Origin of the sequence: Novosphingobium nitrogenifigens DSM 19370, from assembly GCF_000192575.1 — a bacterium.
Lineage (GTDB): Bacteria > Pseudomonadota > Alphaproteobacteria > Sphingomonadales > Sphingomonadaceae > Novosphingobium > Novosphingobium nitrogenifigens.
This window is the reverse complement of the sequence record NZ_GL876927.1, coordinates 46,782-59,835: the sequence shown is the minus strand read 5'-3', so window position 1 is coordinate 59,835 and position 13,054 is coordinate 46,782. Positions and strand designations below refer to the sequence as shown.

Genomic DNA, 13,054 nt, shown 5'->3' with positions numbered 1-13,054 from the left:
TGCTGTGTTTCTCAAAAAGAAAAAATGTTAATCGAATTTAATTTGCGCGCCGATGTTGCAAATATAGGTTCGGATAATTGGAGAAATTGGAGTTGCATCTTCTTGTGGGATCGAGGGTGTAATTATCCGTTTAGGAGGCTTTATGGCTAAGAGAATTGCAGTTATCGGCGCGGGCCCGAGCGGTATGGCGGTTCTGCGCGCTTTCGAAAGCGCTCGTGCCAAAGGCGCGGAAGTTCCCGAAGTGGTTTGCTTTGAAAAGCAGGACGACTGGGGCGGCCTGTGGAAATACACCTGGCGCACCGGCACCGACCAGTACGGCGAACAGGTCCACTGCTCGATGTACCGCTACCTGTGGTCGAACGGGCCCAAGGAAGCGCTCGAATTCGCCGACTACAGCTTCGAGGAACATTTCGGTCGCCCGATCCCGTCCTATCCGCCGCGCGCGGTCCTTCATGACTACATCATGGGTCGCGTCGAAAAGAGCGGCGTGCGTCCTTATGTCCGGTTCGAAACCCCGGTGCGCTGGGTCGAATACAATGACGCAACCGAAAAGTTCACGGTTCGCGTCAAGGATTTGAAGGCCGATCGCGATTACAGCGAAGAGTTCGATTATGTGATCGTCTCGTCGGGTCACTTCTCGACGCCGAACGTGCCCTCGTTCGAAGGGCTGGAAAGCTTCCCCGGCCGCGTCATGCACGCCCACGATTTCCGTTCGGCCGACGAATTCGCCGGCAAGGACGTGCTGATGATCGGCAGTTCGTACTCGGCCGAGGACATCGGCACCCAGTGCATCAAGTACGGCGCGAAGTCGGTGACGTTCAGTTACCGCTCGAACCCGATGGACTACCACTGGCCGGATACCTTCTCGGAAAAGCCGATCCTGACCCGCGTCGAAGGCACCATCGCCCATTTCGCCGACGGCACCAGCAAGCCGGTCGATGCCATCGTCATGTGCACCGGCTACCTGCACCACCTGCCGTTCCTGCCCGACGACCTGCGGCTCAAGACCAAGAACTGCCTTTATCCGGGCGACCTCTGGAAGGGCGTTGTGTGGGAAGGCAATTCCAAGCTTTTCTACGTCGGCATGCAGGACCAGTATTTCACTTTCAACATGTTCGACGCACAGGCTTGGTACGTGCGCGACATCATCCTCGGGCGCCTGCCGATCGCGCCGGCCGAGGAACGCGCTGCCGACATCAAGAGCTGGATGGATCGCGAAGCGGCGAGCACCGGCCCTGCCTATGACATCGACTTCCAGGCCGACTATGTCCGCGAACTGATCGCGGCGACGGACTATCCGTTCCTCGACGTCGATGCGGTTGCCGCCCTGTTCAAGCAGTGGAAGCACGACAAGCACGACGACATCATGGGTTATCGCGACAATGCCTATCGTTCGGTCCTGACCGGCACGATGTCGCCGTTGCACCACACCAAGTGGATGGAAGCGCTCGACGATTCGCTCGAAGCCTTCCTCGCTCAGCCCGAAACGGCCTGATCGGTCATGGCTGGCAGTCCGGTCGACGTGGCGCCTTTTGCTGCCCTGGGGGCAGTCGGGGCGCTGCAGGAAGAACGGATCGTGGTCGAAGGCGGCGCCAGCGTCGCCTTCGATTTGCGTCCCGGCGATGCGGTGCGCATCGTCGATCCGGAAGGATTGCAGCAGGGCAGGCTCGACATGCAGCCTGTCCCTGACGGTCCGCCGGACATGCTGGTCCTGTTCGAAGGGGATTCTCCGGCAGGCGCGGAGTACCGCTTCGTTGCCGAGGCTGCGCTTTCATGCATTCTCGCCGCGCCCGGAGAGGCGATGGCCCCCGACGCGCAGAACCCGCCGACCGAACTTTATCTCCATATCACTCGCGCCGAACCTGCGGGTGCGGTTCCGCCGCCGCCGCTGGCCACAGCCAAGCTCGACATGCGGGTGCCTGCCGCCGATGCGCGCGCCTTTCGCGTCAAGGCGGGGGACTACATCCAGATCATCGATGTCGAGGGCAAGCAGTGCTCCGACTTCCTTGCCTTCGATGCCGATGCGCTCGGTCAAGGCGTCGAGCTTGGGCTCGATGCGACCGTCACCCGCACGCTGATGGGCAATTCCTTTTCCAGCCCCGGCCTGCATTCGCGTTATTTCGACGCCAACCTGCGGCCCATGGTCGAAGTGGTGCGCGATACCGTCGGGCGCCATGACACGTTCCTGCTGGCGTGCAGCGCCAAGTATTACGATGACATGGGCTATCCGGGGCACGCCAACTGCACCGACAATTTCAACCGCGCGCTCGAACCCTATGGGGTTGCCGCGAAGAAGGGCTGGCCTGCGGTCAACTTCTTCTACAACACCGTCGTCGGCGAAGACGACCTCATCACCATGGACGAACCGTGGTCGCGGCCGGGGGACTATGTCCTCCTGCGCGCGCTGACCGATCTGGTCTGCGCCTCGTCCTCGTGCGCGGACGATATCGATCCCGCCAATGCCTGGAATCCCACCGACATCCACGTTCGCGTCTATGACGCCAGCGCTGGGTTCAGCCCCGGAAGCTCGCACCGCATGACTCCCGACGCGCCTGCCCGTCTCACTCGCAAGACCGGTTTCCACGAGCGTACCAGTGCCCTGACGCGCAATTTCATCGACTATCGCGGGTTCTGGCTGCCGACCTGCTTCACCAACGAAGGCGCGATCGCCGAATATTGGGCCTGCCGCGAAAAGGCGGTGGTCATGGACCTGTCGGCGCTGCGCAAGTTCGAGGTGATCGGCCCGGATGCCGAGGCGCTGATGCAACTGGCCGTCACCCGCGACATCACCAAGCTTGCCGTGGGACAAGTCGTCTATACCGCGATGTGCCACGAGACCGGCGGGATGATCGACGACGGCACCGTGTTCCGCCTTGGCCCCACCAATTTCCGCTGGGTCTGCGGCGAGGACTGGTGCGGGGTGTGGTTGCGCGAACTGGCCGAGAAGAACGGGCTCAAGGTCTGGGTCAAGTCCTCGACCGACCAGTTGCACAACCTTGCCCTGCAAGGCCCGCTTGCGCGCAAGATCCTGGCGCCGCTGGTGACGACGCCTGCGCACCGCGCAACGGTCGAAGAGCTCAAGTGGTTCCGTTTTACCACCGGCAAGCTGGGCGACATTCCGGTCATGATCTCGCGCACCGGCTATACCGGCGAACTGGGCTATGAAATCTGGTGCCACCCCGATCAGGGCGCGGCGCTGTGGGATGCACTGATGGCGGCGGGCGAGCCTTACGGGCTGATGCCGTTCGGGCTCGACGGGCTCGACATGGTGCGCATCGAGGCCGGGCTCGTCTTTGCCGGTTACGAATTCTGCGATCAGACCGATCCGTTCGAGGCAGGCATCGGTTTTGCCGTGCCCAAGGCCAAGACTGCGCCCTATGTCGGCAGCGAGGCACTCGCCTTGCGGCGCGAGCATCCCCAGCGCGTGCTGGTCGGGCTCGATGTCGCCGGGGCTGAAGCGGTCGGGCACGGTGATCCGGTGTTCGACGGGCGGCTTCAGGTCGGGGTCGTCACCAGTGCCACGCGTTCGCCGGTGCTGGGCAAGACGATCGCGCTCGCCCGCGTCGACGTGCGCAAGAGCGCGCTCGGCCAGGCGCTCGAGATCGGCAAGCTCGACGGCCACCAGAAGCGCATCGCGGCCAGTGTCGTGCGCTTCCCGCATTACGATCCGGACAAGACCAGAGTTCGCGCCTGAGCGCGGCAGGGGGGAAAGACATGGCGAGTTTGGCAGAAGCCGAGCCGATGACCACGGGTGAAGTGGGCGCGGAAAACGGTGCCCTTCAGCGCGGGATCAGTTGGACCGGCGCATTCTGGATCGCGAGCGGGGTGCCCGCGCTGGTGCTGTTCTCGATCGGCACGATCGCGGCGACAGTCGGGATGGCATCGTGGGTGGTCTGGACCACCTCGATCTGCTTCGGCTTCATCCAGGCGTTCAGCTATGCCGAGATCGCGGGTCTTTTCCCGCACAAGTCGGGCGGCGCGTCGGTCTATGGCGCGGTTGCCTGGGCTCGCTATTCCAAGATGTTCGCGCCGGTTTCGGTCTGGTGCAACTGGCTGGCATGGTCGCCGGTGCTGGCGATCGGTTCGGGCCTTGCCGCCGGATATTCGCTGTCGATCCTGTTCGGGGCCGATGCGGCGATCAATTCCTGGCAAGTGACGTTGTTCGATCTCGGTTTTCTCAAAACCGGGCTGACCGTGCGGCTCAATGCCACGTTCTTCATCGGCGCGGTGTTCCTGCTGATCGCCTTTGCGATCCAGCATCGCGGGATCAGCTCGACCGCCAAGGTTCAGGTCGTGCTCGGCGTGATCGCGCTGCTTCCCTTGCTGCTCATCGGTCTCGTCCCGCTGCTCACCGGAGACATTCCGGCCCAGCACCTGTGGCCGATCGTGCCGCTGGCCCATGACGCGGCGGGCAATGCCGTGCCGGGGCACTGGAACGCGCCGGGCATCACGCTCTTTGCCAGCGGGCTGTTCGTGGCGGCATGGTCGACGTACAGCTTCGAGACGGCGGTCTGTTACACCCGCGAATTCCGCGATCCCAAGACCGACACGTTCAAGGCCATTCTCTATTCGGGCTTGCTCTGCGTCGTCGTGTTCACACTGGTGCCGATCAGCTTCCAGGGTGTTCTTGGCCTCTCGGGAATGCTTGCGCCCGACATCTACAGCAACATGGGCGTGGGCAAGGCCATGGCGGCGATGATTTCGGCCGGGCCGGTCATCGGCAACATGATCGTGGTCATGATGGTGCTCGCGCTGCTGCTGGCGATCATCACGTCGATGGCGGGGTCCTCGCGCACGCTGTATCAGGCCTCGGCCGATGGATGGCTGCCGCGCTATCTCAGCCGCGTCAATGAAAAGGGCGCGCCGACGGCAGCGATGTGGACCGACCTCGGTTTCAATCTGCTGCTGCTGTCGCTGTCGGACTATGTGTTCGTGCTGGCGATCTCGAACGTGTGCTACGTCCTGTTCAACTTCCTCAATCTCAATTCGGCGTGGATCCATCGTCTCGATCGCCCGAACTGGGAACGCCCCTATCGCGCGCCGCTGCCGCTGCTCGGGATGGGAACGCTGCTTTCCTTCGTCAATCTGGCGCTGATGGGCATGGGGGCTGACGTTCTGGGCAAGGGTACGCTGCTCACCGGCCTGTCGGTCGTCACCCTGATCGTGCCGGTCTTTGCCTGGCGCCACTATGTCGTCGACAAGGGCAAGTTCCCCGAAGACATGGCCGAAGACCTTCACCTCGTTCCCGAGGAAGGCGTCAAGAGCGGAGCCGGGGTGCTGCCGTTCCTCGCGATTGCAGCGGGCGTCGTCGTTGTCGTCGTCGCCCACAGCCTTGCGGTCTATTGATCCCGGCTTCTTGATTTCAGCGAGGGCGTGCCTGCGAAGGCGGCACGCCAAAGCGTTCGCGATAGCGCCGCGAGAAGTGCGCGGCGCTCGCAAATCCGCAATCGAGCGCGATTTCGGTGATCGAGCCATCGGTCGTGCGCAGGCGATGCGCTGCTTCGTCGAGGCGGATGCCCATGGCGGCCTCGGTCATGCTCTGCCCCAGTTCGGCTTCGAACAGGCGTTCGAGATGGCGCAGCGACAGTCCGACCCGATCGGCCAGATCCTGTCGTGACCATGGCTGGTCGAGCCGCGCCTCGATCAGTTCGAGCGCGCGCAGGACCGCGCGCTGGCTCGTGCCGTGGCGTTCGGCCAGGTCGCCGCGCTGCGGTCCGGCCGCGTCGCGGGGGGCGGTGCGGATGAACCATTCGCCCACGCGCGCGGCAAGGCCGCGTCCCTGATCCCGTGCGATCAGCGCGAGCGCCAAGTCGAGCCCGGCGGTCCCCCCGGCACAGGTGATCATCGGTCCATCGACGACATAAAGTCCGGTTTCGAGCGTCAGGTCGGGAAATTCGGCCCGCATGGCCGGGGCATGTTCCCAGTGGATGGTCGCGCGCCGTCCCTGCAACAGGCCCGCCCGCGCCATCAGGAACGGCCCGGCCGACACCCCGGCAATTGCCACGCCTTGCCGTGCAAGCAGGCGCAGCCACGCGAACGAGGCCGAATCGCGGAATGCGCGCGGATCGCCCCCGGCAAAGACGAACAGCATCGAACAATCGATTCGGTCGCCCACCCGCGCATCGGTCGAAATGCGCGCGCCATTCGAGGCTTCGACCGCCGCACCATCGGCGGAAATGTGAACCCATTCATAGACCGGCCGGTCCGACAGCGCATTGGCCGCCCGAAACGGCTCGATCAGCGCGGCATAGCTCATCAGGGCAAAGCCGGGCGTGAGCCATAGCCCCATGCGGATCGGCGGCGGGAAGGAAAGTGAAGGGGTGACACTTTCAGGCATGGATATGTCCTTATGGGGCAAGACCGCTCTCTACAAGCTGCATAGTTTTCCCTTCAGGAACTTTCTTCTTCCCGCGCGAAAGGCAACGATGCGCTATTCGATCCTCGAACTTGCCCGTCAGGCTCTGAGCCGTCATCGCGGCTGGAAACCGGCCTGGCGCGATGCCCAGCCGCGTGACGGCTATGACATCGTCATCGTCGGCGGCGGTGGCCACGGTCTTGCCACGGCATTCTATCTGGCAAGCGTCCATGGCCTCACCCGCGTGGCGGTTGTCGAACGTGGCTGGATCGGCGGCGGCAATGCCGGACGCAACACCACGATCATCCGCTCCAACTATGGCCTGCCCGGCAACGAGCCGTTCTACGAATGGGCGATGAAGCTGTGGGAAGGGCTGGAGCAGACGCTCAATTACAACGCGATGGTCAGCCAGCGCGGCGTGCTCAACTTGTGCCATTCCGACGCGCAGCGCGATGCCTATGCCCGGCGGGGCAATGCCATGCGTCTGCACGGGGTCGATTCCGAATTGCTCGATGTCGATGGCGTGCGGCGGCTGGCGCCTTTCCTCGATTTCGACAATGCCCGCTTCCCTGTCCAGGGCGGCCTGTTGCAGCCACGCGGGGGCACCGCGCGGCATGACGCGGTCAACTGGGGCTATGCCCGGGCGGCTTCGGATCTGGGCGTCGACATCATCCAGAATTGCGAAGTCACCGGGTTCATGACCGATGCGGCGGGCGCGGTGACGGGGGTCGAGACCAGCCGGGGACCGATCCGGGCGGGCAAGGTCGGCCTTGCCGTCGCGGGCATGACCGGGGTGGTTGCGGCCAAGGCCGGATTGAAGCTGCCGATCGAAAGCCATGCCTTGCAGGCTTTCGTCAGCGAAGGGCTGAAACCCCTTATCCCCGGCGTCATCACGTTCGGCGCGGGCCATTTCTATGTCAGCCAGTCGGACAAGGGCGGCCTTGTCTTCGGCGGCGATATCGAAGGGTACAATTCCTATGCCCAGCGCGGCAATCTCCCGGTGGTGGAGGATGTCTGCGAAGGGGGCATGGCGCTGATGCCGATGATCGGCCGCGCCCGGCTCTTGCGCAGCTGGGGCGGGATCATGGACATGAGCATGGACGGCTCTCCGATCATCGACCGCACGCCGATCCCGGGGCTCTATCTCAATGCCGGGTGGTGCTACGGCGGGTTCAAGGCGACCCCGGCCTCGGGCTGGTGCTTTGCCCATCTGCTGGCAACCGACAGTCCGCACGAAACCGCCACGGCCTTTCGTCTCGACCGGTTCCGCACCGGCCACCTGATCGACGAAAAGGGCGTGGGCGCCCAACCGAACCTCCACTGAGGAGCCGCCGAGAATGCGTATCCCCTGTCCTTTCTGCGGCAGCCGCGATTCCCGCGAGTTCGTCTATCGCGGCGATGCCGCGCCCGCTCGCCCGACCGATGGCGGGCTGGGCGCCGATGGCGAGCCGATGTTCGACTATGTCTATCTTCGTGACAACCCGATCGGGGAACTCGAGGAATTCTGGTACCATGCGCAAGGATGTCGCAACTGGCTGCGGGTCGTGCGCGACACGCGCAGCCACATGATCAGCGCGGCGGTTCTGGGCGCAGGGCACGCGACCGGGGGGCAGGCATGAGCGGCTCGTCCTTTCGTCTTCCCGTCGGCGGCCTGATCGACCGGACCCGGCCCCTGACCTTCACGTTCGACGGCAAGTCGTACGGGGGCTATTCGGGCGACACGCTCGCCTCGGCCCTGCTTGCCAACGGCGTGCGGCTGGTCGGACGCTCGTTCAAGTATCACCGCCCGCGCGGCATCCTGACGGCCGGTTCGGAAGAGCCCAATGCGCTCGTCACCTTGCGCAGCGGTGCGCGGGCCGAACCCAATACCCGCGCGACCACGATCGAGCTTTACGCCGGTCTCGAGGCAACCAGCCAGAACCGCTGGCCCAATCTCGATTTCGACTTGCTGTCGGTGAACCAGTTGCTCTCGCCGATCTTCGTTGCCGGGTTCTACTACAAGACGTTCATGTGGCCCGCGAAAGCGTGGGAAAAGCTCTATGAGCCGCTGATCCGCCGCGCGGCAGGGCTCGGCGCCCTGTCGGGACAGGAAGATCCCGACCATTACGAGCACGACCACGCCTTTTGCGATCTTCTGGTCGTGGGCGCGGGGCCGGCGGGTCTCACGGCGGCCCTGACGGCGGCAAAGGCCGGGCTGCGCGTGGTGCTGGCTGATGAAGCGCCGCTTGCGGGCGGTGCGCTTCTGGGCGAGAGGCATGTGATCGACGGCATGGGCGGGGCCGAATGGGCTGCCGCGCGGATCGCCGAACTGCGCGCCATGCCCAATGTCCGGGTGCTGTCGCGCACGGTCGTCTTCGGCCGTTATGACGACGGCGAACACGGCGCGATCGAGCGTGTTGCCGACCACTTGCCGCAACCTGCCCCGCATCAGGTGCGCCAGCGGTTGTGGAAGATCGTCGCCGCCCACACGATCATGGCGACCGGCGCGACCGAACGTCCGCTGGTCTTCGACGGCAACGATCGTCCCGGCGTCATGCTGGCCGGAGCCGTCTCGACTTATATCAACCGTTTCGGCGTCGTGCCCGGTGATCGCGCGGTGGTCTTTGCCGCCGCCGACAGCGGGTGGCAGACGGCGGCCGACCTCATCGCCGCAGGGGCCGAGGTCAAGGCGGTGATCGATGCGCGCCCGACTGTTGCGGACGCTCTCGTCGCGCCGGTCCGTGCGGCAGGGGTTCCGATCCTGTTGTCGGGGCAAGTGGTCGCGACCAAGGGCAAGCGGCTCCATACCGTTCACGCAATCGACGGGGCGGGGGCAAAGCACCGCTTTTCCGTCGACCTGCTCGCTATGGCGGGCGGCTGGAACCCGCAAGTCGCGCTGGCGGCGCATCTGGGGCACAAGCCCGCGTGGCGATCGGATATTTCCGCCTATGCAGTGGGTGAGATGCCCGTGGGCCTGCGCGCGGCAGGGGCGGCGGATAGCATTCCCGGCCTTGGCGCCGTGCTTGCCTCGGGCCATCGCGCGGCGGTGGCGGTTGTCGAAGCCATGGGGGGCAAGCCCCCCGAAACCCTGCCTCCGGTTGCCGAGGATCGTCCCGAAGCAGTCAGTCCGGTGTGGTCGAGCGGCCCGTGCACCGGCAAGGCTTTCGTCGATTATCAGCATGACGTGACGGCAAGCGACATCGACCTTGCCGTGCGCGAGGGCTTTACCAGCGTCGAGCATCTCAAGCGGTACACGACGCTCGGCATGGCGACCGATCAGGGGCGGGTGGGGCAAGTCAACGGGCACGGATTGCTGGCAGCGGCAACCGGACGCGGCATTGCCGAAACCGGGACCATTCGAGCGCGTCCGCCGGTGCAGCCGGTCGCCATCGGCGCCTTTGGCGGGCATCATCGCGGGCGTCATTTCCGTCCGACGCGTCAGACTGCGAGTCACGGCTGGTCCACGGCCCAGGGCGCCACGTTCGTCGACGCGGGACAGTGGAAGAGGGCGCAATGGTTCGCGCGGCTGGGCGAAACCAGCTGGCGTCAGTCGACCGACCGCGAAGTCATGATGACGCGAGGCGGCGTCGGCATCTGCGACGTGTCAACGCTGGGCAAGATCGAATTGATCGGGCCGGACGTCGGCACGCTGCTCGACCGGCTCTACGTCAACACCTTCTCGACGCTTGCCATCGGCAAGGCGCGTTATGGCATGATGCTGCGCGAGGACGGCATGGCGTTCGACGACGGCACCGTCACCCGCTTTGCCGAAGACCGCTTTTTCATGACCACCACCACCGCCAATGCGGCGCGGGTCATGCAGCATGTCGATTTCGCGCGTCAGGTGCTGTGGCCCGATCTCGACGCACAGGCGGTTTCGGTGACCGAGCAATGGGCAACTTATGCCGTCGCGGGGCCGGCTTCACGGCAATTGCTGGCCGCCGCGTTCCCTGATCTCGACCTCTCGAACGCGGCGCTTCCCTATATGGGGGCCCTGTCGTTCCGGTGGCAGGGACGGGCCGCGCGGCTCTATCGCCTCTCGTTCTCGGGCGAGCTTGCCTATGAAGTCAGTGTCCCGGCCGATCTGGGCGAGGCCTTGGTGCGGCATCTCTTTGCCGTCGGGGCGCGGTACGAGGTGGTTCCCTACGGCACCGAAGCTCTGGGCGTCATGCGCATCGAAAAGGGGCATCCGGCGGGCAACGAGCTCAACGGCACGACCACGGCGGCCGATCTCGGCCTCGGGCGGATGATGTCGACGAAGAAGGACTTCATCGGTCGCGCCATGGCCATGCGTCCCGCGCTCGTCGATCCGGCGCGGCCACGTCTGGTCGGGCTGATCCCGGTCAACGGCCAGTCGCAGATCCGGGGCGGCGCGCATCTGCTGGCTCCCGGTGCGGCGGCAGTCGCGGCCAACGATGAGGGCTATGTGACCTCCGCCTGCTATTCGCCGACGCTTGGCCATCCGATCGCGCTTGCCCTGCTGGTACGCGGGGACGAGCGGCACGGACAGCACGTCGTCGTCCACGACCCTGTCCGGGGCGAGGATGTCTTGGCCAAAGTCGTGGCTCCAGTGTTTCACGATCCGTCGGGGGAGAAATTGCGTGGCTGATATCGCGTTCGGCGAAGCTCTGGGCCATGGCCTTGCCACGATCCTTCCCCGGCGCGGGGCCGGGGCCGACGCGGTCGGCAAGGCGCTGGGGATCGACATCGTGCCGGGCAGCCGGGCGAGCGTCGGCGGCGACCTGACCTTGCTCGGCGTGGGGCCGAACCAGTGGTTGGCCCATGCCGCCGCCATCGCCCCCGACTGGGCTGATCGGCTGGACGAACGTCTTGCCGGGGTGGCGGGCGTGGTCGATCAGTCGGCGGCCTATGTCCTGTTCGAGATCGGTGGAAATGACGCCTGGCGCCTGTTGCAAAAGGGGCTGCCGCTCGACCTTGCGCCCGCGGCCTTCGTGCCGGGCATGGTCGCCGTCAGCGCGATCGCCCATATCGGCGTGATCGTCCACTTGCAGGCCGACGGACGCTTTCTGGTCGCGGTCTTCCGCAGCTTCGCCGAGAGCTTCCGGCACTGGCTGCAAGTGTCGATCGCGGCCATGCAGGCGGATGGGCTGATGGTCTGACGCGATCATCACGGGTTGGACAGCGGGGGCGAATCTCCTAAGACGGTAGGCTCAAACTACCAGACGAGGAGCCCCCATGGTCGGCCGCCGGACGACAACTGCTGCGAAAACCGCCCCTGCGAAGACCTCGTCGGCGAAGGGCAGCGCGAAGAAGAAGGTCGAACCGCAAGACGCCATGCCGGAAAGCTTTCCCACCGGATCGGGTGCGCCCAGCAACGATCCCCGCGCGCTGGAAAAGGCGCTGGGTGCACGCGTGCGCCAGTTGCGGCGCCAGCAGGACTTGTCCGTTGCCGATCTGGCCGGGGCGGCGGGGCTGTCCACGGGCATGTTGTCCAAGATCGAGAACGGGCAGATTTCCGCCTCGCTCACGTCGATCCACTCGCTCGCGCTGGCTCTCAACGTCCCGATCTCCTCGCTTTTCGCACTGGCTGAAGAGCGTCAGGACTGTTCCTACGTCGGCGCCGGACAAGGCGTGAAGATCGAGCGGCGCGGCACCAAGTCGGGCCATATCTACCAGCTTCTGGGCCACCTCGTCAGCGGCGACCTGGTCGTCGAGCCTTATCTCATCACGCTGGCCGAAGATGCGGTGCCCTACACCAGCTTCTCGCACAGCGGCACCGAGCTCATCTACATGCTCGAAGGCGAAATGACCTATCGCCACGGCGACCGTCGGTACGAACTGTCCTCTGGCGATACCATGCTGTTCGACAGCCAGGCCCAGCACGGCCCCGAATCGATGGGCCAGGGCCTGATCCGCTACCTTTCCATCATCGCTTACGCTCGCAACGGCTCGGGCCACGGCTCCTGAACCGAATCCGGCGCGCCGGTTCCCTAACGGGATCGGCGTGTTGGCTGTTGGTGAGGAAATGGAGCGGTGAAGGGAAGCCAAATCCTCCATTTTCTATTTTCGTTTCAGAATCTTAGAAAATAGAGACCAAAAAGCACCCCCAGCCGATCCCGGGAATCTTTTGGCTGCAATTGGATTGCCATGGACGAGAATGGCTGCAAGCATGCCACGCCGCATCGCTTCTCCAACCGCATCTTTACCTCTCACGACAACATCGTCGACCGTTGCTGCGAGGCTTGGAACAAGCTCGTCGATCAGCCTTGGCGTATCATGACCATCGGCCGCAGCAAATGGGCCCGTAGGTTCTGATCAATGCAGGTTGGTATTACTCAAACACGGCTTTTTGCAGCAAAGCCACGTAAGAAAGGAAAAATCCGAAGCCATCGAGGGCTAGAAGAAATATTCAAAACCTATTTTCTAGCGGCGAACGAGTCTCGAATCCCATCCGATCAATCCATCGTAGGAAAACGAAAGGAAAGCGGAAGCGCGCTTCCCTTCGTCGTCTTTCGACAATCGATCGAGCGGTGTAATTTTGGCGAACACGTTGAACCCAAAATCGAGACTGGCGAACTGAGGGCCCCTGTAATCTCGGATTGTCCCTTCCACGCGAGCCAGTCGGGATTCCAAAATCGCACGGTCCGCAGGCCTTTCCCCTCTAATCATGGATGGCGGATCGATACCCGCCAAGTCGTTCTTGAAGTGAGCCAACCTGAAATCGTGCCTACCTTGTTCAAGCCAATCGTAGGACCACGA

The 13,054-nt window shown here is 64.2% G+C and carries 10 protein-coding genes and 1 pseudogene; 10 read left to right on the top strand and 1 reads right to left on the bottom strand.

Annotated features, from left to right (window positions below):
- The first annotated feature begins 142 nt into the window (after positions 1-142).
- From Y88_RS07115 to Y88_RS07105, 3 genes are read left to right on the top strand one after another with little or no spacing between them, the layout of a single operon-like run.
- A complete protein-coding gene (locus Y88_RS07115; RefSeq protein ID WP_026167099.1) occupies positions 143-1,495 on the top strand; it encodes an NAD(P)-binding domain-containing protein in 1,353 nt (450 codons plus the stop codon).
- A 6-nt stretch (positions 1,496-1,501) separates the two neighbouring features.
- Positions 1,502-3,694 carry a DUF1989 domain-containing protein gene (locus tag Y88_RS07110; protein WP_008067927.1) on the top strand — a complete coding sequence of 731 codons (2,193 nt, stop codon included), beginning with the start codon at positions 1,502-1,504 and terminating at the stop codon, positions 3,692-3,694.
- Positions 3,695-3,714: 20 nt separating this feature from the next.
- The gene (locus Y88_RS07105; RefSeq protein ID WP_018076161.1) at positions 3,715-5,346 is read left to right on the top strand and encodes an APC family permease; all 1,632 of its coding nucleotides are present in this window, start codon (positions 3,715-3,717) and stop codon (positions 5,344-5,346) included.
- A 16-nt stretch (positions 5,347-5,362) separates the two neighbouring features.
- Here the strand turns inward: Y88_RS07105 and Y88_RS07100 are convergent, their stop codons facing one another.
- Entirely contained in the window at positions 5,363-6,337 is a 975-nt protein-coding gene (locus tag Y88_RS07100) for a GlxA family transcriptional regulator (protein WP_008067904.1), read from the bottom strand.
- 88 nt (positions 6,338-6,425) lie between these two features.
- Between Y88_RS07100 and Y88_RS07095 the strand changes: the two genes are divergently transcribed.
- The 7 genes and pseudogenes from Y88_RS07095 to Y88_RS19535 form a co-directional block, all read left to right on the top strand.
- Complete coding sequence (locus Y88_RS07095; protein WP_008067903.1) at positions 6,426-7,679, top strand: sarcosine oxidase subunit beta family protein; 1,254 nt, start codon at positions 6,426-6,428, stop codon at positions 7,677-7,679.
- Between the two features lie 13 nt (positions 7,680-7,692).
- The gene (locus Y88_RS07090) at positions 7,693-7,974 is read left to right on the top strand and encodes a sarcosine oxidase subunit delta (RefSeq protein WP_008067902.1); all 282 of its coding nucleotides are present in this window, start codon (positions 7,693-7,695) and stop codon (positions 7,972-7,974) included.
- Positions 7,971-10,943, top strand: coding sequence for a sarcosine oxidase subunit alpha family protein (locus tag Y88_RS07085; protein ID WP_008067901.1), 2,973 nt, complete (start codon positions 7,971-7,973; stop codon positions 10,941-10,943). The genes Y88_RS07090 and Y88_RS07085 overlap by 4 nt, the downstream gene beginning before the upstream one ends.
- Entirely contained in the window at positions 10,936-11,454 is a 519-nt protein-coding gene (locus tag Y88_RS07080; protein ID WP_008067900.1) for a sarcosine oxidase subunit gamma, read from the top strand. Before Y88_RS07085 ends, Y88_RS07080 begins: the two co-directional genes overlap by 8 nt.
- A gap of 76 nt (positions 11,455-11,530) precedes the next feature.
- Positions 11,531-12,262 (top strand): helix-turn-helix domain-containing protein, encoded by a 732-nt coding sequence (locus Y88_RS07075; RefSeq protein WP_008067899.1) that lies wholly within the window; start codon positions 11,531-11,533, stop codon positions 12,260-12,262.
- A 222-nt stretch (positions 12,263-12,484) separates the two neighbouring features.
- Positions 12,485-12,610 (top strand): annotated as a pseudogene (locus Y88_RS19150) (IS630 family transposase); the annotation flags it as partial.
- Between the two features lie 3 nt (positions 12,611-12,613).
- The coding region (locus Y88_RS19535; protein WP_232280962.1) for a hypothetical protein at positions 12,614-13,054 on the top strand (441 nt) is incomplete at its 3' end.

Excerpts from the sequence above, each read along its gene's own strand:
- Y88_RS07115 (WP_026167099.1), top strand. The coding sequence starts at position 143 with ATGGCTAAGAGAATTGCAGTTATCGGCGCGGGCCCGAGCGGTATGGCG.
- Y88_RS07110 (WP_008067927.1), top strand. The coding sequence starts at position 1,502 with ATGGCTGGCAGTCCGGTCGACGTGGCGCCTTTTGCTGCCCTGGGGGCA.
- Y88_RS07105 (WP_018076161.1), top strand. The coding sequence starts at position 3,715 with ATGGCGAGTTTGGCAGAAGCCGAGCCGATGACCACGGGTGAAGTGGGC.
- Y88_RS07100 (WP_008067904.1), bottom strand. The coding sequence starts at position 6,337 with ATGCCTGAAAGTGTCACCCCTTCACTTTCCTTCCCGCCGCCGATCCGC.
- Y88_RS07095 (WP_008067903.1), top strand. The coding sequence starts at position 6,426 with ATGCGCTATTCGATCCTCGAACTTGCCCGTCAGGCTCTGAGCCGTCAT.
- Y88_RS07090 (WP_008067902.1), top strand. The coding sequence starts at position 7,693 with ATGCGTATCCCCTGTCCTTTCTGCGGCAGCCGCGATTCCCGCGAGTTC.
- Y88_RS07085 (WP_008067901.1), top strand. The coding sequence starts at position 7,971 with ATGAGCGGCTCGTCCTTTCGTCTTCCCGTCGGCGGCCTGATCGACCGG.
- Y88_RS07075 (WP_008067899.1), top strand. The coding sequence starts at position 11,531 with ATGGTCGGCCGCCGGACGACAACTGCTGCGAAAACCGCCCCTGCGAAG.